The 24,245-nt window shown below is 42.0% G+C and carries 22 protein-coding genes; 12 read left to right on the forward strand and 10 right to left on the reverse strand.

Annotated elements, in window-relative coordinates; all coding sequences use genetic code 11:
• Positions 1-36: 36 nt before the first annotated feature.
• The 7 genes from AAEY93_RS15815 to AAEY93_RS15845 form a co-directional block, all read right to left on the reverse strand.
• Positions 37-786, reverse strand: a complete 750-nt coding sequence (locus AAEY93_RS15815) for an SDR family NAD(P)-dependent oxidoreductase (protein ID WP_124012306.1) — start codon at positions 784-786, stop codon at positions 37-39.
• Positions 786-1,184, reverse strand: coding sequence for a nuclear transport factor 2 family protein (locus AAEY93_RS15820; protein ID WP_232772238.1), 399 nt, complete (start codon positions 1,182-1,184; stop codon positions 786-788). Before AAEY93_RS15820 ends, AAEY93_RS15815 begins: the two co-directional genes overlap by 1 nt.
• A gap of 340 nt (positions 1,185-1,524) precedes the next feature.
• Positions 1,525-2,934, reverse strand: a complete 1,410-nt coding sequence (locus AAEY93_RS15825; RefSeq protein WP_124012307.1) for an ammonia-forming cytochrome c nitrite reductase subunit c552 — start codon at positions 2,932-2,934, stop codon at positions 1,525-1,527.
• Between the two features lie 153 nt (positions 2,935-3,087).
• Complete coding sequence (locus tag AAEY93_RS15830; RefSeq protein WP_124012308.1) at positions 3,088-4,299, reverse strand: NnrS family protein; 1,212 nt, start codon at positions 4,297-4,299, stop codon at positions 3,088-3,090.
• Positions 4,300-4,577: 278 nt separating this feature from the next.
• Positions 4,578-6,011: a deoxyribodipyrimidine photo-lyase gene (gene phrB / locus AAEY93_RS15835; RefSeq protein ID WP_124012309.1), complete on the reverse strand. Its 1,434-nt coding sequence runs from the start codon at positions 6,009-6,011 to the stop codon at positions 4,578-4,580.
• A 12-nt stretch (positions 6,012-6,023) separates the two neighbouring features.
• Positions 6,024-6,986, reverse strand: a complete 963-nt coding sequence (locus AAEY93_RS15840; RefSeq protein WP_124012310.1) for a YbgA family protein — start codon at positions 6,984-6,986, stop codon at positions 6,024-6,026.
• 227 nt (positions 6,987-7,213) lie between these two features.
• A complete protein-coding gene (locus tag AAEY93_RS15845) occupies positions 7,214-8,143 on the reverse strand; it encodes a polyprenyl-phosphate transporter (protein ID WP_459178786.1) in 930 nt (309 codons plus the stop codon).
• A gap of 140 nt (positions 8,144-8,283) precedes the next feature.
• On the opposite strand from AAEY93_RS15845, the gene AAEY93_RS15850 reads away from it, so the two are divergent.
• From AAEY93_RS15850 to bamJ, 6 genes are all read left to right on the forward strand, one after another.
• Entirely contained in the window at positions 8,284-8,769 is a 486-nt protein-coding gene (locus AAEY93_RS15850; RefSeq protein WP_101034438.1) for a hotdog fold domain-containing protein, read from the forward strand.
• A 36-nt stretch (positions 8,770-8,805) separates the two neighbouring features.
• Entirely contained in the window at positions 8,806-9,693 is an 888-nt protein-coding gene (locus tag AAEY93_RS15855; protein WP_124012311.1) for a prohibitin family protein, read from the forward strand.
• A gap of 202 nt (positions 9,694-9,895) precedes the next feature.
• A complete protein-coding gene (locus AAEY93_RS15860) occupies positions 9,896-11,047 on the forward strand; it encodes a DUF418 domain-containing protein (RefSeq protein ID WP_124012312.1) in 1,152 nt (383 codons plus the stop codon).
• A gap of 41 nt (positions 11,048-11,088) precedes the next feature.
• The gene (locus AAEY93_RS15865) at positions 11,089-12,492 is read left to right on the forward strand and encodes a hypothetical protein (protein ID WP_351078243.1); all 1,404 of its coding nucleotides are present in this window, start codon (positions 11,089-11,091) and stop codon (positions 12,490-12,492) included.
• 26 nt (positions 12,493-12,518) lie between these two features.
• Complete coding sequence (locus AAEY93_RS15870; RefSeq protein WP_335688743.1) at positions 12,519-12,869, forward strand: DUF1294 domain-containing protein; 351 nt, start codon at positions 12,519-12,521, stop codon at positions 12,867-12,869.
• Positions 12,870-12,976: 107 nt separating this feature from the next.
• Positions 12,977-13,447 (forward strand): BamJ family beta-barrel-assembly machinery protein, encoded by a 471-nt coding sequence (gene bamJ, locus AAEY93_RS15875; protein ID WP_351078246.1) that lies wholly within the window; start codon positions 12,977-12,979, stop codon positions 13,445-13,447.
• Positions 13,448-13,560: 113 nt separating this feature from the next.
• Here the strand turns inward: bamJ and AAEY93_RS15880 are convergent, their stop codons facing one another.
• Positions 13,561-14,775: a M24 family metallopeptidase gene (locus AAEY93_RS15880; protein WP_101034432.1), complete on the reverse strand. Its 1,215-nt coding sequence runs from the start codon at positions 14,773-14,775 to the stop codon at positions 13,561-13,563.
• A 293-nt stretch (positions 14,776-15,068) separates the two neighbouring features.
• Here AAEY93_RS15880 and AAEY93_RS15885 point away from each other — a divergent pair, with 293 nt between their 5' ends.
• The 5 genes from AAEY93_RS15885 (at position 15,069) to AAEY93_RS15905 (ending at position 20,009) form a co-directional block, all read left to right on the forward strand.
• Positions 15,069-16,856: an aminopeptidase P family protein gene (locus tag AAEY93_RS15885; protein ID WP_351078250.1), complete on the forward strand. Its 1,788-nt coding sequence runs from the start codon at positions 15,069-15,071 to the stop codon at positions 16,854-16,856.
• A 383-nt stretch (positions 16,857-17,239) separates the two neighbouring features.
• Positions 17,240-17,461, forward strand: coding sequence for a hypothetical protein (locus tag AAEY93_RS15890; protein WP_157822265.1), 222 nt, complete (start codon positions 17,240-17,242; stop codon positions 17,459-17,461).
• A gap of 177 nt (positions 17,462-17,638) precedes the next feature.
• Entirely contained in the window at positions 17,639-18,088 is a 450-nt protein-coding gene (locus AAEY93_RS15895) for a phosphate-starvation-inducible PsiE family protein (RefSeq protein WP_101034429.1), read from the forward strand.
• 123 nt (positions 18,089-18,211) lie between these two features.
• A complete protein-coding gene (locus AAEY93_RS15900) occupies positions 18,212-18,532 on the forward strand; it encodes a YbjQ family protein (protein WP_101034428.1) in 321 nt (106 codons plus the stop codon).
• Positions 18,533-18,917: 385 nt separating this feature from the next.
• Positions 18,918-20,009 carry an NADH:flavin oxidoreductase gene (locus AAEY93_RS15905; protein WP_101034427.1) on the forward strand — a complete coding sequence of 364 codons (1,092 nt, stop codon included), beginning with the start codon at positions 18,918-18,920 and terminating at the stop codon, positions 20,007-20,009.
• Between the two features lie 887 nt (positions 20,010-20,896).
• On the opposite strand, the gene xapA is transcribed toward AAEY93_RS15905, so the two are convergent.
• Positions 20,897-21,721: a xanthosine phosphorylase gene (gene xapA, locus AAEY93_RS15910; RefSeq protein WP_101034425.1), complete on the reverse strand. Its 825-nt coding sequence runs from the start codon at positions 21,719-21,721 to the stop codon at positions 20,897-20,899.
• Positions 21,722-21,852: 131 nt separating this feature from the next.
• Between xapA and AAEY93_RS15915 the strand changes: the two genes are divergently transcribed.
• On the forward strand, positions 21,853-22,782 hold the full coding sequence (locus AAEY93_RS15915; RefSeq protein ID WP_351078255.1) for a LysR family transcriptional regulator: 930 nt from the start codon (positions 21,853-21,855) through the stop codon (positions 22,780-22,782).
• A 420-nt stretch (positions 22,783-23,202) separates the two neighbouring features.
• Here AAEY93_RS15915 and AAEY93_RS15920 read toward each other — a convergent pair whose 3' ends face one another.
• Positions 23,203-24,039, reverse strand: a complete 837-nt coding sequence (locus AAEY93_RS15920) for a mechanosensitive ion channel family protein (RefSeq protein WP_335688757.1) — start codon at positions 24,037-24,039, stop codon at positions 23,203-23,205.
• Positions 24,040-24,245 lie beyond the last annotated feature (206 nt).

Below are 24,245 nucleotides of genomic sequence, written 5' to 3' on the forward strand. Positions count from 1 at the left end.
TTATTGTTAATTTTATTGTTAATTGAGTTGTTCCAGCTATTTGGGCGCCAAAAAATACACTAATAATTTTTCTGGTAATAAAGAGGCTAATTTAAGTAACCAAGTAAATTTAGTTGGAAAATGGATCTCACGTCGTTGACGCTGCATGCCATTAAAAATTTCAGTCGCAGCTTGCTCGGCACTGATTTGCATTGGCATGGCAAAGTCATTTTTGGCGGTTAACGGGGTTTTAACAAAGCCTGGGCAAATGACACTCACCCCAATACCATGCTGAGCAAGGTCAACCCGTAAACTACGACCTAAATAACCAATAGCCGCTTTAGATGCACCATAGGCTTCGGCACGCGGAAATGGTAAATAAGTGGCACTTGAACTCATTAATCCAAGTTGTGCACCACGACTCAGTAAAGGCAAAAAATGCTCAAGGCAATAACCCATCGCCACCACATTGGTATTGATCACTCGGGAAAATAGTGCCGAGTCAAAATGTAATGGATCGTCAATGTATTCACAACTTCCGGCATTTAGAATGATATGGTGCAACTTCCAGCCGTTATCTTTTAGCAGTTGTTGCAAGTGAAGAGATGCCGCAGACACTTGTCCAATGTCAGTGATATCAAATACCAAAGGGGTTGCAGATGAAATTTTCGCCAAGTTTTGTTCGTTGCGACCACAGGCAATTACCGCAAAACCTTCACGGATATAGTGCTGAGCTAAAGCAAGACCAATGCCTGAGCTGGCACCGGTGATCAGTACTGCAAGCTGTTTGTCATTGGTGTTAGTCATTACTTGCCCGCCCTATTTTTGAGTAATCCAATTAAGCCACCTAAAAATGGCACTTGCTCATAGAGCATTTGGCCTACATCAAAGTAATCTCGGTGGGCAAAAATTTTATCGCTAAACCTAAGCTGTGACATGCCTTCGACATTGATACTCTGCCCTTTGTTTAACTTAGGGTGCGAGTAGGTCATGGTCCAATATAATCCAGCTTGTTGCTGATTAGCACTGATAACCACTTCTTTAATATCAAATTCAATGTGGGTGACATTTTGGTACATGTTAGCAAAATAACGCGTTAGTGGTGCAATGCCTTCCACTTTATGGAGCGGATCTTGAAAGCGAATATCGTCACGATACACTTGCGCTAACATTGATAAGTTATCTTTATTAAGCTTTTGATACATATCTATAAATGCATCAATAATAGCAGGATGACCATTAATGGACGCTGAGCTATCCGGATTTAATGGTTCTGATTGAGTATCAACTATCGACGGTGCGCCTTGCATTTACCAACTCCTATTACGTGACCCAGAAAACTCACGGAACATACTTATAAGAATGCCTTATATGACAACAAGATAAAAGTATTTATTGGCCGTGAAGTAAATAAAAACTAACTGGGAATTAATACGAGATAGCGCAGGAAGTAGATCACCGTTTTACACCAGTCACAAAGCAAAACGCCTAAGCAGGGCTTAGGCGTTAATAAAGTCAGTAATTGGGGTGCTTTTATTCAGAAGCTTAGTAACCTTTTTTAGCTACCGGCTGCCAGTACTTATCAACTTCTTGTTTAATAAAAGCTTGCTTGGCTTTAATGGCGTCGGCTTCAATAAAGCCAATAGCAGCATGGGCTTTTTCTTTGGTACTGTAATCTGGATACTCAACCTCAGTAACGGATAATTGACTCAAAATGCGGGCTAATGCTTCACGTGCATAAGTAACCTGTTCAGTCGATTTATCCAGTAGTTCAATGCCTTCTTTAGGATTATGAGCGTACATTCCATGTGATGCTGTCGCAAAATCCCAACGCCATTGTGAATGACGTATAGCCATAATCGCATCATTCATTTGCGGCCATGTGGCCCCCGCATCCCATGCCGCTTTAGCTTCATAATGTGCTTTAATCAGTAATGACTCTACATTTCGTGATTTAGCATCAATATTAGCCTTGGTTTTATCAAGCTTTTTGGTGATGGCCGCTTCACTACTATGACAACTTGCACAACTACGATCAAAATTGTCTAATGCGCCACCAACCTTATGGTCAGTAAATGTAGCGCCTTTTTCATCGGTCGCAGGCGGCATATGACAGGTTATACAGGTCACGCCTTGCTTAGCGTGAACCGAACGACTCCAATGCTCAAACTCTGGATGACGCGCTTTTAATATTGGGGTTTTAGAAATGGGGTGGATCCATTCATAAAAGCGGCGAGTGTCATAATACTTTTCAATTGCATCGGCAGTGCTGCCGAAAATCCATGGAATATTAACTTTGTTATTATTTTCAGGCTGGAAATAATAACTCACATGACATTGACCACAAACCTGTGCCCCTTGCATGCTACGGTCTTGTTGATCAAACGGTAATTTAATTTTAGCCATCGCATTTTGAGCATGAGGGCGAGGCAATGCCAGTTCAGCGCTGCCATCAACATGACAATCGCTGCAATAGACAACAGATTTGATTTCACGGCCTAAATCGACAAAATTGGCACCTGAAAAACCTTGAATACCCATTTCTTTGATCAATCTTGGTGCATCGGGTGTTTTACAGGTCCAGCAACTGGCAGATAAGCCTTTGTCACCTTCAGCTATTGCAACACCAGTGCGCAAAGTATGTGTCACGTCAGCCACAGCAAATTGATGACCACGAGGGCTATGGTATTCTTTGGCAAATGACGAACCCGCCCACAAAATGATATTGGCAGGATATTGCGCCAATATATCGTCTCGTTCGGTTTGTTCTTCTGTCGCTTGCCAAGAATCATATTGTTGTGGAAATTTAAGTTGATTGGGATCCACTTCAGCACTTTTAAGCGACCAAGATGTCAGACTCAGCAGCGCGAGTGCGGAAATAACGATGCTTAACCCTACCTTACTTCGCATCGGCCGCGTTGCTTTCATTACCACGTCGACAAGTTGAACCATCATATTGCTAACCTTTCTCTGTTAATCGCTTAATTAAAATTACTAGATAGAACCGTAAGTCTGTAACATTACGTTTATTAACGGCTTTAGTTAACTGCTTTAGTTAACGTTTACCAAATTCGTTGCTTGGATAAATTTATTTAAATTGCGCTCAAACTAGCCTGGACGACCATCAAGACGCGGACGCATTAAAATTGGCGCATAAAACCACACAAACGAACCAAAACCAATAAACCAACACGCGCCTGCAGCCCACAACCAGACTTGGGTATATTCAGGCATCAATAGCGGCATTCCTGCACGTAACACGGCAGCGAGAGGCACAGATAAAAATGCCAACGTCATGTTTGGGCCTTGGTATATATTACGACTCGTGTGCCCGAGAGAAACCCGTGAAATCATTGATAAACACAATGATGCAATTCCACCAATGGCAAACAGATGTAGCAAGGTGCGATAGGCATATTCGTTGTCGATATTGATTGCCATTAATAACAGTGTCAGCGGCAACGATAAATAAGAAATATGTAACGACCACAACATCGGTTCTTTTAAGGTTTTATGGGCTTGCCAGCGAGCAACTCGAAGTAAATGTAATATGCCCGCAACAGCAAGCAGTATCTGTTCAACACCCTTAGGCAACCAATGGCTTATCGCTTGAACAAACAGTAAACCCATTACAAATATTAACGTATTCTCTAGCGCATTAATGGGATCGGGCTTGGGTTGTTTAATTTTCATTGCGGTAAAAAATGGGATCACCCGTCCACCCACTATGGTGATCACCATCGCGAACCACCAAATCATCCCTTGCCATAACTGAGTCGATAACGAAAAATCACGTTCCGACAACGCATAATAACTGGCTAAATTCACCAGCAATGCAACGATGAGCATGATGGGAAAACCAATATTGCGCCATTGTTTGACTGGATAAATACAGCGCCATAATGCATAAGCGCTCAAACCTAAAAATAAGCTGTCAAATATTGCCGGTAATACCAACGGAATGTTCATCGGTAATAGCAACATCAAGCGAGCAATGAGCCAACAGCCAAACGTAACCATTAATGCGCGACCCGTGATGGTGGGTTGATTGGTCCACGCTTGCACTGCCGTGAGCAGAAAACCACACACTATGGCCATCGCAAAGCCAAATAACATTTCATGAGGATGCCACCATAGCGGCACCACATTTGTCCAAAACTCAGTGCTAAATAAACTATATTGTGGTGTGAACCAACCCATTAGCCAAAGCGGAATGTATAAGGCTGCGAGAATTGCGCCGCCAAGAAAAAACGGCCTAAAGCCCAAACGCCATATTGCAGGCGTGTTATCAATTTTAGCGGGATCATCAATATTCAGCATAAGCAGTACACTCACTTAGTGGGTTAACATCAACAAGATTTAAACATGTATAATATATGAATCTTTAATTGCGCTATTCTATGCTGTTAATCGATCGGCTTCAATCAATACTCACATATTCGCTATTGAGCCAAGCTCATAGTGTGATCTAACGCAAAAAAAAACCGCTATTATCCTAAAAGATAATAGCGGCCTTACCGTGATTTTGCTGATGTATCGAATCAAGGCAGTCAAACTAAGTTAACTGAACAATTGGTCTTGGTTGTTAATAAAAAGGCTTAACCACGCTTTAGCGCACTTAACACCTCTATCGCCCGAAGTCGCGCCATCTTGTGTTCGACAATAGGCTCTGGGTATCGGTCATCTTGTCGTTGTGCAAACAGATCATTAACATTAATAGATTTAGGTTGATGAATATCAGCCAAAGACCAACCTGATACCTCACTAACATAACGCTTTATAAAACTGGCATCTGGATCAAATTTGCTGCTTTGAGTCATCGGATTAAACACTCGAAAATAAGGTTGCGCATCGCAGCCTGTGCCTGCAGACCACTGCCAGCCGCCATTGTTAGCGGCTAAATCACCATCAATCAGTTTTTGCCTAAAATAACGTTCGCCCCAACGCCAATCGATCAATAAATGCTTGGTTAAAAAACTGGCTACTACCATACGCAAGCGATTATGCATCCAGCCCGTTTGGTTTAGTTGGCGCATGGCTGCGTCTACAATCGGGTAGCCCGTTTGCCCGTCACACCAGGCAGTAAACTCATCAGGATTATTGCGCCACGCAATCGCCTTACCCAGTTCATTAAAGTTATGGTTCATGGATAAACGTGGAAATGCCACCAGCAAATGATGATAAAATTCACGCCAAATCAGTTCATTGAGCCATGTTTTAGCAAGGCAAGTATCATCCACTAACGCTTGGGGGTAACGCGCTAAAATTGCCGCTACACATTGACGCGAACTCATTACTCCGATGGCTAAAAAGGGTGATAAGCGGCTAGTACCTTCTAGGGCAGGAAAATCTCTTTCGGCTTGATAATCTTCTACTTGGCTTGCTAAAAATTGATCCAGTATTCGCTTTGCAACGCCCTCTCCTGCAGCCCATTGATCGCTGCTGTGTGTTGGGCAATTAAATTCGATAGCCGCTGGCAATGCCAGCGCTGCAGCAACAGGTGCTGGCGCGGCTAAAGGCACTATCGCTTTTTGACTGGCAATACTTTTCCATTTTTTAGCAAATGGGGTAAACACCTTGTACATATCACCGGACAAATTTTGCACTTGTCCGGCTGCAAATACGCAGTCTTGATCGATTAACGTCAGTGGCAACCCCTGGCCAATTAATGCGCTATCACGGCGACGTTCGTTAATTTCCGGCTCGTTACCAGCGAAAACAGCATCAATATTATGTTGTTGTAAGTAATCATTTAAAGCGGTCTGGGTATCGCTAAACCACTCAAGATGCAGCACATCCAATGATATGCCTAAGGCAGCAAGCGACTGTGCTAATAGATTGACATGACGCTGGATAAAATCAATTTGTATTGGCGCCACATCATGCTGCGCCCATTGCGACGGAGTAACAATATACACAGCCCGAACCTTGCCTTGATGTTGTTGGGCAAATTGACACGCTGCCACAAGGGCTGGATTATCGCCAACCCGCAAGTCTTGCCTAAACCACATTAAGCTATTTACGTTACTCATATTACCGGCAACCTAATAGGCATAGCGAAGCTTTAGCGCTTCTGGGTGCGGATTTAAATACACTTGCTCTTCAATGTACGCGGTGGGAAATTCGCGTACGTAATGATTAATCAAGGTAATAGGCACTAACAAAGGCAATAGCCCTTGGCGATATTTTAAAATCGATTCGCTCAACTCTTCTTTTTGTCTCGCATTGAGCTGTTTCTTAAAATAGCCTTGAATGTGCTGCAAAGTACTGGTGTGATTTTTGCGGGTAGCAATAATTTTGAGTGCCGTCATAAAGCCTTCAAAATATTGTTGTGCGGTTTGCTCCACATCTTGAATATCGGCCAATATAGGCCCTAAATCTCTGTACCACTGTGGACTGTGGGCCATTAATAAATACTTATAACGCGAATGAAACTGCATTAGCTTGTGTTTAGTGAGACCCGATTGAGTCATTTTCTTCCAATCGTTATAAGCAAATACGCGGGTAAAAAAGTTTTCTCTTAATGGCAAGTCATGTAAACGCCCTTCTTCTTCTACAGGCAGAAATGGGTAGCGTTCCATTAATTTTTTTGCAAAAACACCCACACCGGTTTTAGTGCCATGATTGGTACCAATTTTGTACTCGGTAACCCTTTCCATGCCACATGTTGGTGATTTTGCACATAAAATATAACCGCCCAAGTAATCTAGTTCTTCCACTTTGGCTTGGGAATACTCATTAAGCTTGTCAGTCACATCGAGCGATCCATCAGCACTGCGAATATGCACCACATCGCCGTCTCGCACTTGGCGAATACTTTTACGCGGTGTGCCCATGCCAATGGCCATCTCAGGACAGACTGTGATGTATTCAAAAAACGGTTCAATTTCTTGTTTACAGTAATAAGAATTTTTGTGTCCACCATCAAAACGGACTTGATTACCCAGCAAGCAGCTGCTGATCCCAATTTGGATTTTTTGTGGCACAAATGAATCGGTATCTGGCATGTTATGCACTCCTGTGGCGGCCGTAATATCCCTAAGCGGGATGAAAAATGAGGTTATCTTTACCCATACAATATGCTAAAAAAATACGCGTAATACACCAATTAAGTTCATTATTGTATTATTCAAGCATATTGGCTGTATTTGCAATCATAGTCTGCATATTTGCCATAAAAATAAAGCAGAACGCGAGTTCTGCTTTATAGGGATCGATTGACATATCGTGCATATTAAGCCTGAGCTTTCGCCCCTAGACGCTCTACCCCCCATACCAGACCAATGCCCACAAACACACACACAATCGCCACAAACAGTTGCGATGACTCACCGGTGATTTGCTCAAATTGAAATGGGGATAGATTTTGCTCTACCAATGGCACTAACTCGCCTTTAGAATTCTCGCGCCAGCTAATTACTTGTTTCCAAGGCCAAATCTTACCTAATGTCCCCAGCATTAATCCGGTTAAAAACAATAATGTTGCATCATGGAATTTACGTAACAATGCCGATAACACGTGACTAAAACTTAATAATCCAACCACAGCCCCAATAGCAAAACAGGCCAAATACACAATATCAAATCCTTTAGCCGCCGCTAACACCGCGGGGTACATCCCTAAAAGCAGTAAAATAAAACTGCCTGAAATACCGGGTAATATCATGGCGCAGATAGCAATCGCACCACAGAAAAAGAAGTTAAGGTAACTCACTTGCAATTCAATGGGGTGCAACACGGTAATGGCCCACGCAAAGGCGACGCCGACAATAAACATGGCAACCCGAATAGCACTGAATTTATTCACTTGTTTAAGCATGTGAACCACGGAAAACAGAATCAAGCCCAAAAAGAACGACCACACAGGTATAGGATGTGTCACCAACAACCAAGAAATTAGCTTAGCTAAGGTAAAAATACTGGTTAAAATCCCGCCGAACACGCACAGCAAAAAAGGACCATTAATATGTAAAAAAGCAGCTTTAATCCCTTTGTGTTTGATAATCCCTACTAAAGACAAGTTAATCTTGCGAATGCCATCCAATAATGGATCTAAAATACCGCTAATAAATGCGATAGTGCCACCCGATACGCCCGGCACAACATCTGCAGCGCCCATGGCCATACCTTTGAAATAATTCAATAACAGTGAGTCAGTTTTCAAAATTCATCCTTCAATGTGTCTACACCGGTAAATTATACCTGTGCCCTGTGTAATGAGCGATGGAAAATATTGATCGGGGCTTTTCCACAGGTTACAACAATGTTAACCTCATCCGATAAAATAACGAGTAAAGTTTATTTATGACCCACACAAAACCCAATAAAGTCATGTCGCTATACCACAAAGTCACTGCTTATCCATTGGGTAAGCATATTTTCTCTAAAATGGTGTCTCGGATGGCGCCCTATTTTGGCACAGTACACCCTTACATAAGCGATTTACGCGTTAACCGCTGCGAATGTTTAATAAAAAAACGCAAAAAAGTCCAAAATCATATTGGTACCGTGCATGTAATAGCCATTTGTAATGGCTTAGAAATGGCCATGGGCACGATGGCAGAAGCATCGATCCCGGCTCATTTACGTTGGATCCCAAAGGGCATGAGCGTTGATTACACCGCAAAAGCGGGTAGCGACATTTTATGTGTTGCACAGGTAAAATCAGAACAATGGCAAGTGGGTGATATGTTAGTTGACGTAAAGGCCTATGATACTAATGGTGTTGTGGTAGTCCAAGGGCATATTAAGCTATGGATTTCAGAGAAACCTCAAAAAATAACGAAGTAAATTAATCACCTTATTCACTTTTGCTAGGGAAGCATAATGTTAAAGAATGATCTGGCGCAAGCCAACAAAAATCATCTAGGAAAAATTATTCCGATCGCTATTTTGCTAATAATGCTTATCAGCTTATATGGCAGCTGGTATACCGTTGATCAGGGCGAACGTGGCGTCGTGCTACGTAACGGTAAAATTATCGATACTGCAGAACCAGGGCTTGGGTTTAAAATTCCGCTTATGGATACCGTGGTTAAAATTTCAACTCAAACTCACACAGCAAATTACCAAGGTTTACAGGCTTATAGCCGCGATCAACAACCCGCAACTTTACGCGCCTCAGTGACATTCAGCATACCGCCAGATCGTGTTGAAGAAGTGTATGCAAAATTTAAAAGCATAGACTTAATGGTATCGCGCTTACTTGACCGCCAAGTGCCGACTCAAATTGAGAATATTTTTGGTAAATATACCGCTATTTCTGCGGTTCAAGAACGGATCAAGTTTGGTATTGATGTCACCGAAGCCATTACTCAATCGATTAAAGGCCCGGCGACCATTAACTCAGTGCAAATTGAAAATATCGACTTTAGCAATGCTTACGAAAAATCGGTAGAAGACAGAATGCGCGCAGAAGTAGAAGTGCAAACCCAATTACAAAATCTTAAAAAAGAGCGCGTGAGTGCCCAAATTGCCGTGACTCAAGCGCAAGCTGAAGCAGACTCGCAACTGGCCCGTGCCATTGCCGAAGCAGAAAGTATCCGAATTAAAGGTAACGCAGAAGCATCAGCCATTAAAATTCGTGCAGAAGCGCTAGCGCAAAATCAAAATTTAGTTGAATTGACTAAAGCTGAACGCTGGGATGGAAAATTGCCGACCACCATGTTGCCGACAGGTACAATCCCGTTCCTTGAAGTGCAAACCACCCAATAAATATCTCTATTGTAAAAAAACCAAGGGATCGGCATTAAAGCGGGTCGTTTGGTTTTTTTATGATGCTTTGCCCTACTTAACAATATTTTCTAGCGGCATTACAAGGTTTGGCTGTTAATCTCTAGTCGCGCATCTTTATTTAATAAAGAGGGCTTATAAACAGCTAATAGTAAGAGGAATTCAGAGATTAAGTACAACTAACATGAATAAGCATGGTTCTCCCATTCAATCAATACGTTTAGCCAATCTTGATGCAATCAGAGGTGTTGGCGTATTAGGTATTTTCTTCCTTAATATCTATTTTATGGGCAATAGCTTTTTGGGCTATGCTCCTCATGAAATTCAACCTACAACAGATATAGCCATACTCATTTTCAGCAACTTTTTTTTAGAAGGACGCTTCTTTAGCCTATTCGCCATGCTTTTTGGGGTGGGATTATTAATCCAATATCAACGCCAGCAAGCGAGACCGGTATCTGCCGTCGCGGCACCATCCCAAAATAATCAGATAAAATCCCGCTTATATTGGTTAATCGTCTTTGGGGTAATCCACGCTATTGTTATCTTCCCAGGAGATATATTATTGTCTTATGGCGTGAGTGGGTTATTGGCTTTTCGCTACATCAATCTCAATGCTGATGAGCTACTGCGCAAAGCCAGAGGGTTTATCTTGTTATCATTGATCCCCATTGCGCTCATTTCACTTATGCCTGACGAGCACGTTTATATACGCGACTCAGCATTTTTCATCGAGCAACTGTCAGCTTGGACAGGCAGCTACAAGCAACAACTCACTCTGCATTTAACCATGTTGGCTTACATGTTAGCGGTTATTCCGTTAACCCTAATGTGGTATATCGCAGGTCTAATGTTATTGGGGATGGCATTATATAAACGCAACATTTTTACCAATGGATTAGAGAAAAAAACCCTGTGGCAATGCGTATTTTGGGCCATCATATTGTCATCATTAGATTCGCTATTCAGTCTCAGCGGCAATCCGAGGTGGGAAGCGATGTCAGACCTATTATTATGGTTCAGCGCTATTGCGACGGCATTAATTTATATCCATATTATTGTTAAATTTTGTCAAAATGCCCCCCACAGACTAACACTTCTGCAAAATGCCGGCCGAATGGCATTTAGTTTGTACATTCTCCAGTCTATTGTTGGTATTTTATTATTACGTTATATTGCACCAGACTGGTTGTACTCACTAGACAGGATAGGTTATCTCTCCATTGCCATTATTTACAGTGTGTTACAGTTGCTATTAGCCGATGTCTATTTACGCAAATTCAATCAAGGTCCGTTAGAAAAACTTTGGCGCGTCTTAGTCTCCCGCACAAGTTAATCAATCTCAGCTTAGGATCATAACCACTCAAGGAAGAATACATGCAACTAAAATACTGTGCCATATTGATTAATCTCATCAGTATGAGTGCCATTGCCGCAGAGACATTACCGCCTATTTTAGATTTTAAGCCTAATTGCAGCCCAACCATTATCAATCAGCTTGCAGTAAGAGACGTTTATCTGACTGAGGATTTTCAAAGCCAAACCGATCAACAAATAGAACTGAGTATGTTCGACACCAGTATGTTCAAATTGCAGCGAGCAGCAAAACAACAACATGCTGACGCCATCATGTTGATGGCGTTGAATAAAACCACTATCACTAAAAGCAGTCACACCAGTGACTACAAAAGGGTAATTGAATACCAAGCCGACTTAGTCACGTTTTGTACTGATGATCGATCATTATCTGCCACACCAACGCCCTATAATCACTTAGGTAAAAAGCTGACGGTGACGACCTTCAACTGGCAAGTTAGCGAAACAGCAGAAGAATCGTTAGCCTCTCTGGCAAAAGCGGTTAAAAAGCCCCAAGCCGATGTGTCATTCACACATATTTACGGTATTCCCATGAGCGCATCAAGCCAAGTACTGTTTAGCACTCTTGGTCCGGCAAGTGTACAGCTGTCGCTTGAAAAAAATCAGTCAGCTTGGTTATATGGCCGTAATCTGTGGTTTATTTTGATTAATGATAAAGTGGAATTTGCCAGTTCAACGACCGCGCTACTGAGCGCATATGGTAAAAATTGGATCAGTTTCAATGATAATTTCGACGATAATCCTTGGACCTTGTTCGGCAAGATTAATATAAGAGATGAATTAGCCGATGTGTTAACCCAGAGCGATCACAAAGCGGTAAAAATCAATTCGCATCAATACGCCGTTAAGCATCAAAACAACACCTTAATAATGGATTTTGCTGACTACAAACCCAATGCAACAAAACCCGTTAACACTGAATTGACTCAATTTACTCTCCATAGTAATCATTTCACTCAACCGATTGCTCAACTTCAGTTCAGCCCTATCGATACTCAAGGTTTTTCCAATGTGGTAAGCGGTAAAAATGCCACCTTAGCAGACCGCTCTGCAGCGCGTTATATCAATAACAATCAGCAAAACAGCTTTAACCTAACCCAAGATAAACAGTGGTTTATGTTATCGAGTTTTATCTTGGTCAAACAAGCCAATGAAGTGATCACTCGAGTCAAACTCACATCAGCCCTAACGACAGAAAAATATACCCAAGGCACATTTGCCCAAGCAGCAGTAGCGCTAAATTTACCGCAAACTAAAAGTGAATTTATGGCGCATTATCCCGATGCAGAAGACAACTATGATTCGGTCAATATCGATGGGGATAATTACACTATTGAAGCCATATTTGAATCGGAGCAAGATAATGCCCCTTTGGTTGAATTTGAAATAAGCTACCTAGACTGAATTAATCCCCCTGGACTGATATTAGAATGAATAAATTTGCTTGGTTGATGTTGCTGTTAATCGGCGCCATTTTTGGCGCCGTCCAACCCTGGTTGGCAGGTATTTATGGATTAATTAATGTGATCACATTTGGTTTGTATTACCGTGACAAATCGGCCGCTAAGCAGGGCCAGTGGCGCATAAAAGAAAGCACCTTACAATTTTTTGCTTTGATTGGAGGCTGGCCGGCAGCACTACTTGGCCAGTATCACTTACGCCATAAAACCCAAAAATCATCTTTTAAACGGCTATTGTGGTGTTGCATAATACTCAACTCAGTCGGGGTTAGTTTATTGTGTTACCAGCAATGGCAGCCGCTATTTGATGGGTATCGTTAATTAACCTATTGGTTCAATTATCTCTTTAAACGAGGTGATAAGTATTAGCCCATCACTTTTTACGCTAAACTAGCCACACAGTTACTAACCATTTGAGAACAACTATTATGCGTATGATTTTGGCCATTGTGGTCATTGCGGGCGTTATTTTTTATTTTTTCACTCAATCGAACAATCAAAAAGCCGCCAAAGAGAATATTGAGAAAGGTAAGATTTTTTTATCTGAAAATGCCCAACGCGAAGGCGTCACGCAAACCTTATCTGGCTTACAATATGAAGTGCTCGTTAAAAGCGAAAACACTGACCATCCAAGCGCAAAAAGTAAAGTGACCGTGCATTATCACGGTACGCTAATCGATGGCACTGTATTTGACAGCTCTGTCGATCGCGGCGAAACCATCAGCTTTGGTTTAAATCAAGTGATTAAAGGTTGGACTGAAGGCGTACAATTAATGAGTATTGGCGACAAATTCCGTTTTTATATTCCAAGCCAATTGGCTTACGGTAATCGCTCCACTGGAAAAATTGAAGGTGGCGCAGTGCTCATTTTTGATGTCGAGTTATTTGAGATTAACTAATCAGCAATGAATATCAGTTTAGTCTGAAAATGAAAAAGCCTCCTTTTGGAGGCTTTTTGCTATTGGCTCTTGGTTATTGGCAAATGAGTCTTTACCCCATCACCATTTGACTATCATGCTAGGTAAAACGGATCGTCAATCGATTTTGCAGGCGCTGTAAACCATTTTGGCCCTTGGGCTGTCATGTAGAAATGATCTTCATGACGGATACCAAACTCGCCTGGCACACATAACATTGGCTCGTTGCTAAAACACATGCCAACGGCTAACGGCGTAATATCATTGCGAACCAAGTATGGCCATTCATGAATGTCTAAACCTATGCCATGGCCGGTACGATGAGGTAAACCCGGCAGCTTATAATCTGGACCAAAGCCAGCCGCTTCTAGCACTGCACGAGCGGCTGTGTCCACATCGCTACAAGATGTGCCAATTTGCGCCGCATCAAATGCCGCAATTTGCGCATCTTGCTCAAGTTGCCATAATTGACGTTGGCGATCATTGGCTTCACCAAACACATAAGTGCGAGTAATATCAGAGTTATAACCCTGTAACTGGCAACCCGTATCAATTAATACCGTGTCATTTAGTGCTAGCGCCTTAGGCGATTTAACCCCATGGGGATAAGCAGTATCTTCACCGAATAATACGATGCAAAAATACGAGCCTTTTGCGGCACCCACAGCATAATGAGCTTGATTAATAAAGTCTTCAACTTCAGCGGTGGTGATGCCCTCACGTAATATACTGGCCGTCGCTTTATGCACTTCAAGGGTCATGTCCTTAGCCCGCTGCATTAAGGCAATTTCAGCAACCGACTTAATCATCCGACAACCCGCCGTCACACTTGTTGCACTCACAAATTGTTGCTGAGGCGCAGCTTGAGCCATGCCATCGCTAATAAAAAAGGCGGTTGACTCATCAATACCTATTTTTGCTTGGTTAATGCCCATGTGAACTAACACATCGGCAAATAGCTGGAATGGGCTTTCATCTTCATGCCAAGTATTTACTCGACCTTTAATGACCATGTACCCCTGTAAGGTATCGAGTTCAAAAGCGGGGGCAATATACTGCACCTCACCAACAGCTGGAATAATCGCCCCCACCATACGCTCACTCGCAAACCAAGATGTACCGGTAAAATAGTACAAATTAGTACCCGCATTGAGGTAAATAGCATCTAAGCCATGCTGTGTCATTAATCGCTGTGCATGTTGAATACGTTGGGTAAACTCATCACCACTTATCGCCGCTACGCCATCGGTCATATTGGCTAATGTGGCTAATGCTTGTTGTGGGCTTGCGCCGCCGACACCCATTGTCATAGGATTTCCTTTGGTTATTGTTATCGTTTTAGTTATCGTTTTTGTTATCGGATTAACAGTAGATTGCTTATAACGTATCGTCTTACCTTATTTAAATATGCCAGATAATCAACATAGCCAACGATACCGTCTGCATCGTTTTGTTACCATCTTATACAATATAAGGTTACAATTTTAGTCTGCTAGCTAAACATAATGTCGGCGACTTCACTTGCCAGTTTACTGCCACACTTGCGATAATCGTTATTCATTCTACAGAGCTGAGTTCATCAGCCGCCTCCAACGGAGAAACCATGACCAATATCATTGCTAAGCGCCTTAGCGCCATTCGTCAGCAGCTTGAAGTTAATCAAATCGATGCCTTTATTATTCCCCGCGCCGACGAGTATTTAGGAGAATACGTGCCTGCACGTAATGAGCGCTTACAGTGGGCCACTGGCTTTACCGGTTCAGCAGGCATGGCCATAGTGCTAAAAGACCGCGCGGCAATATTTACCGACGGACGTTACACTGTGCAAGTACGCCAACAAGTGGATGGCAACCTATTTGAGTATTTAAGCCTGCATGACGATCCCCAAATTGACTGGTTAATCGACACCTTACCTGCTGGCGCTAGCGTCGGCATCGACAGTCGCTTACATACGCTGGCTTGGTATCAACAAACCAAAGCGCAATTTGATAAAGCCCACATTAATTTAGTTGAAGTTGATGACAATCCGATTGATGTGAGTTGGTTAGATCGCCCGGCGTTATCAGCATCCATCATGACTTTATTTAGTCATCAAGGCGCTGGACGCAATAGCATCGAGAAGCGCCAACAAATTGGCCCGCTGGTGAAAAAACAAGGCGCAGATGTCGCCCTTATCGCGGCATTAGATTCATGTTGTTGGTTACTCAATATCCGTGGTAACGACGTGCCCCGCTTCCCAGTGATCCTTGGCTGCGGGTTATTATCAGCCAATGGCGACATGACCTTTTTTACCGATTTAGCCAAAGTACCGCAAAACATTGAAGATCACGTAGGTGCAGGTGTTAGTTTTAAAGATGAAGCGGAACTGGCAAGGGTATTAGCCCAAATGAATGGGGTGAAGCTATTAGCCGACCCACATTCTGCCAACGCATACTCGCAGTTACTGGCACAAAAAGGCGGTGCTAAGCTGATTGCAGGACTTGATCCTGTTGCATTACCTAAAGCACAAAAAAATGCTGCCGAATTAGCCGGTATGCGGGCGAGTCATATTCGTGATGGCGCAGCCGTAAGCTGCTTTTTAGCTTGGTTAGACAATCAAGTTGCACAACACATTATGCATGATGAAGCACAACTGGCTGACAAGTTAGAAAGCTTTAGATTGCAAGACCCGCTGTACCGTGAGCCAAGCTTTGACACTATTTCAGCCACTGGCGCCAATGCCGCCATGTGCCATTACAACCACAATAATGGCACCCCAAGCACCATGACCATGGACAGCATTTACTTGGTCGATTCTGGCGCCCAGTACCTTGACGGTACTACCGATGTCACCCGCACCATCGCCATTGGCAAGGTGACAGATGAGCAGAGAAAAATGGTCACATTAGTATTAAAAGGCCATATTGCCTTAGATACGGCCCGCTTCCCTAAAGGCACGTCGGGTCAGCAGCTCGATGCCTTTGCACGCCAGCATTTATGGCAACACGGTTTTGATTATGACCATGGTACAGGCCATGGTGTCGGTCACTTTTTAAGTGTTCATGAAGGCCCACAGCGCATTGGTAAAAACGTCAACGCCGTGGCTTTACTGCCGGGAATGGTATTGTCGAATGAACCAGGTTATTACCGCGCCGATGGTTTTGGTATTCGCATCGAAAACCTCGTCACCGTGCAGCATTGCCAAGCCCTAGCCGGTGCAGAGCGTGAAATGTACGAGTTTGACGTATTAACCCATATTCCAATGGATGCACGTTTAGTCGATAAGTCGTTATTAACTGAATTTGAAGTAAATTGGTTTAATCAATATCAGCAAAAAGTACGTAATACCTTAGCACCACTGATGCAAGGCGACGCGCTAGCGTGGCTCAATAAAGTCACCATCGCCATGTAAGCTTTTATCGCTACCGCCAACATCAATAACCGATAACCAAAGGCTTAGGACAAGTAATTTGACCTAAGCCTTTTTTATACATGTGATATGACTTTAGATATTAATACCTTACGGATATCACTCTTGATATTTACAATCTATTAACGTTTAATGGCTGTCTTATGTTGTTCAAAAGCTTAGTTGGACGTACACAAAAAATGTATGTCTAAACGACTACGACATCAAGGTGAACTGATTGCTGGTAATTGAAGCTAAGATAGGATGATATAAATCAATAACTTACATGTCGGATATTATCAGGCAAGCCGTGCAATAAGCCTTAGATGCTATAAGTAATTGAAATCGTTAACAACACAAAAACGGTTATTATTGAAGTGTTTGAATTGCCTTACGCAGTTTTATTGGTATCGGAAGCTGAAAATAATATTGTCGACATTTTTGATTACATGGTGTTCCCGAACAATATGCCAGCTCAACAGTTAATATGCATTAATCGTCATGGACAAGTGTTGTGGGTTGCTAAAAATCCTTCAGTACCAAACACCAGTGCATATACAAATTTTACCCGTTCTACCAATAATGTGCTGAGTAATAGTAGTCAATAATGTCGCAGGTTGCTCTTGTTCAACCTTCTTATCTACAGGGAAATGACTGGGTACGGAATTCACAAAATAATCACCTAACCAAAAGCAGCAACTGACGCTATCATTTGTCGCGGTGCTAAACGTTAGGGTTTTTAGCTCTCTTATCGTTTACTGATAATATCTATCTTGGGAAAATTTATGAAACATGAAGAGTTACCACAAGATCATTCTGATCAATTATTAAAAGTACTGCATCGCACGATCCGATTTGCGATAAGAATACTTGCCGTGTTGATGGTATTAGTCATTTTTTGGAGCGTTGCAGACGTTGTCTATGTTATCTATAGCAAAGTGATAGTACCCCCGTATTTTCTCCTCGATGCTGAGGATATTCTTGAGACTTTTGGCGCTTTTATGCTTGTGCTCATAGCCGTTGAAATCTTTATTAATATTCGTTTATACCTTGGGTCAAATATTATCCCAGTAGAATTAGTCATTGCCACCGCTCTCATGGCTGTAGCGCGGAAAGTTATCGTGTTAGATCTTAAACTTGTTTCTTCAGAACACATCATAGGTCTTGCTTTGGTAACAATTGCATTGGGCATATCATACTGGTTAGTAAAACAAAGAAACGCATCCCAAACCTGACAAGTGCTTGCTACAGATTGGATACAGATCTCACCCTTTTTGCGCTAGGCATTAACGGGCCAACAACGGCACCTAATTGAAGAACCCGATGTTAGCTTTATTTATCAGGTATAAGGAAATATGATGATCATCTCAAACACCCCCGAAATTTCTGGCTATAAAATTGTTGAATCAATCGACCTTGTCACCGGAAGCATGGTTCAGTCAAAACATATCGGTAGAGATATTATGGCGAGACTCAAAACCATCATTGGTGGTGAAGTGGCGGGTTATACTGAAATGCTGATCGAGGCCAGAGAGGAAGCATTGAGACGAATGATGACACAAGCAAAAAGCAAAGGTGCTAATGCTGTTGTCAACGTAAGATTTACGACAAGCGCTATTGCAGTTGGCATGTCAGAACTTTTAGTTTATGGAACTGCCGTTGTTGTAGAGAAAAGCTAATCGGGTTGCTGGGGTCTCTAAGCTCCAGCCCTAACCACTCTAGATGCTGCTTCGCACGACAATCACGTTTCTCCGATACCAACACGACCTGAAATTCCTTGTGGTCACCTTGAGCCTAAGACGCTGTGGCGATATAAGTCTTCCTGAACTCTTTCGGATGACATAAATCAGACTTTTGGAAGCGTTTTTTACATGATGTATATGACAATAACTTAATCCAGATTAAAGATTTTCATATACATTATCGGTAGTATTTACCATCGCTCATCGCACATACCAAACACACACAAGATAAGAACAGCCATGTAATAAGCATGGCTGTTCTTATCTTGTTCTTTATAAAGCTGATGAATAATACTAAAAACGATTTTTAAGAGGATTGGACTTGAGTACTTTGTTTACAGAAACTCGTATTGGCAAAATGAGATTGAAAAACCGCTTTATTAGAAGCGCGACGTGGGAAAATCTGGCAACAGAAGATGGCCATATGACGGATAAGCTATACGCTATCTACGAAGAACTTGCTAAAGGCGAAGTCGGCCTAATTGTAACGGGTTATGCCAATATTGTAGAAGAAGAGAAGCCAAATGCCGGCATGATGGGAATGTACAATGATTCCTTTATCGATGAATACAAAAAGCTCACCGAATTAGTCCACCGCAATGATGCTAAAATAGTGATGCAGCTTGCTTACGGTGGCACAAAAACCACTCACAATGTAGGTGAAAGGGTGATCTATGCGCCGAGTGAAGTGTGTGAAAAAAGCACACAAACATTAGGCAAAGCGATGACTAAGGATGAAATAGATTACATCATTAAGGCATTTGCTCAAGCAAGCAGAAGAGCCCAACAATCAGGGTTTGATGGTGTAGAAATACACGCTGCACATAGCTATTTAATCAATCAGTTCTTGAGCCCATATTACAATCAAAGACAAGATGAATATGGTGGCAGCCTAGACAATCGGATCAGATTCTTAGTAGAGATCTATGCTGAGATTAGAAAGCTTGTGGGTAATGAGTATCCAATATTAGTTAAATTGACCGCATCGGAGTTTTTTGATGGTGGGTTAACCTTTGATGAAACACGCATTATTTGTAAAAAATTAGCCGCCATAGGGGTTGATGCCATTATCATCTCAGGGAATATACATGGCAAAGCAAGCACCATGATTGGCGAATCTTTTGATGGATATAACATTCAACAACAAGGCTATTTTCATCAATATGGGCAAGTTATTAGCGCAGAAGTTAATGTACCCATTATTACCGTTGGTGGATTAAGTGATATTAGTGCGATAGAAGAGATTGCCAATACAACCAATATTCAATGTTTTGCGATCTCAAGACCTTTGCTTGCTGAACCTCATTTAATTAAGCGCTGGAAAGAAGGCAACAGAGCACCTGTTGATTGTGAAAGATGCTCAAAATGTCGCACAAGACGTGGCAATTTTTGTGTTGTCCACAAGAAGAGATAATAAAGACTCGATCGCTTTTAAACTAAGCATTAACACCTGATGTCCAAAAATGAGCTGAAAGGCTCATCTGGCTAGGTATTATAAAATGATATCACCCCATTAATGTCTATCAGAGCCCATTCCTATTTGATAGATATTAGTCTATTTCATGTTAAGGCATTGGCCCCTTCATGTTAAGGCATAGGGCCCTATACCCTTGTTTATAAATAAATAGTTATTCCGCAGCATGAGTTCAGCAACAACCACATACTGACCCCCATTACTCTGATCTTAAGATAATATATTCTATATCCTATGTTGTTGTGATCTATTTTCGTACAACTTAAGTATTAGTATCGGATCATTTTTCAGTAACTTTTTTCAGTAACTTTTTTCAGTAACTTTTTTCAGTAGAGAGGGATTATGTGGTTTAGTTCAAAAGTTTATAGAAAAGCACTGGCAGCACAACTAATTATCACCCACCCATCAATCAGCGGCTATTGTGGTCGAGGTTAACAACTGCGCTAATCATAAGTGAGTAAGATTTGTTGGCATTGCAATTAAGATCGGTAATCACATTAACTGTCGTACAGGACTTAACGTCTTTATGGCATTATTTAATATGGCAGTCACAGTCACGCTGTGGCCCATTGTTAGGCCGATAGTTAGGCCGATTAAAAGAGGATGGGGGAATTTCATTATCCATGTTGTTCGCAACGAGTGAAAACAGCGTTACTCCTCGCTTAAGCGGGTTAACATTGCTAACACTCATCTTTGAGGAGTATGTTTGGCTGCCTACTTCTGCGTTGAATGACTTCAGAAGGGAGCGCCATTCTTTTATTCATTCGTGTTGAATTAGTTTGTCAAAATGCACTAAGTAGATGTTTTTTAGACCTCTTGGTATAACATCAAAAATGTTCTGCCATAAATGCTTTGATGAGATTGATAAAGTCATTCTGCGCTAACTTTGCACACTTCAGTGTTTGTTCATGGGATAGGGCTACATCTCCTAGGCCTTCTGCCATATTAGTGATAGCACAGATAGCCAGTACCGGGAGATTACAGTGAGCAGCTGATATAACCTCAGGTACTACAGACATTCCGACTACGTCTCCGCCTATTATCTGCATCATGCGGATTTCGGCAGCCGTTTCGAAATTCGGTCCACTGTAAGAGACAAAAACTCCTTCTGTGGCATTAATACCCTCTTTTTTTGCCACCGCCAATGCTTGCATACGTAAGGATTTATCATAAGCATTCGCTAAGCTAAAAAAGCGTGGGCCATAGGTGTCATCATTACGACCAGTCATAGGTGTGCCTGGCATGGTATTGATGTGATCGTTGAAGATAACCAGGGATCCGACGTCAATAGTCTCGGGGCGTAAAGACCCTGCAGCATTGGTCACAATGAGCAGTTCGCAGCCTAAACGTTTAAAAGTACGCACCGGATTGGTCATGACTTTCATGCTTTGGTGTTCGTAGTAATGGCCGCGGCCTTTCATGCAAACAACGTCAATACCATTCATTCGCCCCAGCACTAACTCGCCAGAGTGACCTTCGACAGTGCTGACAGGGAAGCCATCAAGATCTTCATAGGCAATACAAACTTTGTCTTCCAGTTCGTCGGCAAGGCTTCCCAAGCCGGAACCTAAGATGAATGCAGCCTTGGGACTAAAATGTGGTTTACGATCTGAAATGGTAGCTAGCGCATTGTCTACAGGATCGATCTTCATGGTTTATTCCTTACTGATTAATTATCTTAAGGTTAATTTACCCCAAGCTTTATTCTCAATTAATCACTAAATTCAACACTATTATCCTGATTTTAAGTACAATATGATTGCCAAATATTGAGGACCGGATAATGGATATTAATGAAAATGTACTAAATGGTCGTATAACATTGAAAATGCTTCGTTATTTTTATGCAGTGTCTCAATGTATGCATTTTGGGCAAGCTGCAGAACAACTTAATATTTCAACATCGCCCTTAAGTGCTCAAATTAAAGCGTTAGAGTCGGTGCTTGATGTGACCTTATTTGAGCGAACGACCCGCCATGTTCAGCTCACTGAAGTGGGTTTGATATTAAAACAGGAGTGTGCACTATTATTCGATATGTTTCGTGATTCGGTAAACAAGGTGGCTAAGGCGGGGCGGGAGTTAGATAACACAATCAACATAGGGTTAATGAGCTCGGTCTTTTGGACCGGTTTCGGCACAGTTCTAAGAGAGTTCAAAAAGCGTTATCCGCAATATACCTTTAATTTTATTGAGCTATCGCCAGAGATGCAGAAACAAGCGTTAAGCGAGCATCGTATCGATATAGGATTAGCCCGATTCGCTGATACCCGTAACATTTATCCACTGAGTGAAAGGCTTTTATACGCAGAACCCATGTGTGTTTTGGTGTCGGATGAGCATGCATTGAAAATGAAACAAAGTCTCAGTATGGATGAGCTTATTAATCAAGAGTTTGTGTTTATGAAGCGTACTAACTCTGCATCCACCGATATGATTATTGAGCGACTTTTAGCCAGCGGCTTTTACCCTAAGGTGACTCAGGAAGTTATTGAGCCTACGACGTTAATGGCTGTTGTGGCGACGAGCACTATGGTATCGATTGTGCCTCAAAGTTATCGTCAACATCAATGGCACAATGTGTGTTTTATTCCGTTAAAAGAGTCTATTCAAGCCGATATTTACGCAATTTATGACAGCCGGAGTGAAAGAGAGTCCGTGAATGTGTTTTTAGCAGAAATACCCGCTTTACTGAGTTTACAAAATATCAATTAGCGAATGAATTCGAATAGATGCCCCGCTCAAATGTTGAGGATTTAATCCGCTTAACCTAAGCGGCAGAAATGGGGGACTTTTGTGAGATGGTATTACATCATGTCTTCAGTTCTGTCTTGTTCACGTCAGGTTCCCGTTCCATTTTGGCCAGTCATCATTGGTTACAGCTCACTCGTTATATCGACAATCAAGGATATACCTTGTTCCATGTCACCCAGAGACCTTGAGGCTGAATAGTCGTTGGCCTCTTTGTGATGTCTGAGGCTAATGTAGTCGGCCAAGAACACAAACTCATAAACAGTAAACCTAGCACGTCCTATTTGATTAATGAGCAGTGAACGGCGTAAAAAATCAGGCCATTTTTCGGTCTTAGGTCAATTGGACACGCTGCGGTCTACTGGCAACCCTTTTTAAATAGTACTAGCCAAATTGTTGGTGGTAAGCAACCATAAAATCTTCTCTTATAAGCTGCTCTAACTGTATAGCGCGTTCAGTGGGGCAAAAAATCATTATATGAACATTCTGCTCACCATTTATGCCACTAGTGATATGGATATGCGGTTCGCTGCCAGGTAAATCGACACCTGCATGTTTTTCTATAACGCCGTTGTAGCGCTTGGCCACTTCAATAAAGTCTTCGCAGTGATCTTCTATTTGACGGGTTAGCCCAGGAAAAAGCTTATAGAGATTAACGAACTCGACCACGGTAATCGTAATGTTATGGTAAACGTAGCGTTTCATAAAGTTGAGGTTTTTGACCGCATAGGTAAAAAACATACTGTTTGGCAACGTCGCGGTTTTACCTGTGTAATGGTATTGACCCTGATCCAGATCGATCTCTTGGATCACTGTGGCCATTAAGTTGTGTTCAATCACTTCACCATATATTTTGCCAACTTCAATCCAATCACCTATCACAAACGAACGAGAACTAGCTCGTTGTATCGAGCCAGTAAAGCAAAGAATAATCTCTTTTGAAGCTATCACTAAAGCAATGGCAATAGCGGTAACTGACAGAGCAAACTTGCTGACTTCGGATTGCCAAAGCATGAACAAAATAACCAGTATTAAAATGAATGTGCCATTTTTAGTACGTGACATCCATTTACGTTGCACATCAGAAAGAAAAGCCACATCACCACGAATACTTGAAATGATAAAGCGCTTAATCACTGAAATAAGCATTACTATCAAAACAGTTAATAATAATTTGTGTTCGAGAAAGAAATCGACTATTGATACAATTTTATCTACCAAACCTGCTACCTATATTGTTATTTTTTAATACTGATGGTGCTGAATCGCTATGATTCTGGGCCGACACTCTATGGGGAATGTTACCAGAAAACAAGGTGATTTTCAGATAACTAATAGGGGGGCTAACGTTGGGATAGATCGAGTTATTAAAGCAACTGCGGTAGATCCAGCCCAAGTCAAACCAAGCGAGTGGAATAACCCCTTTA

This window comes from Shewanella sp. CAL98-MNA-CIBAN-0140 (genome assembly GCF_040309905.1).
GTDB lineage: Bacteria > Pseudomonadota > Gammaproteobacteria > Enterobacterales > Shewanellaceae > Shewanella > Shewanella psychromarinicola.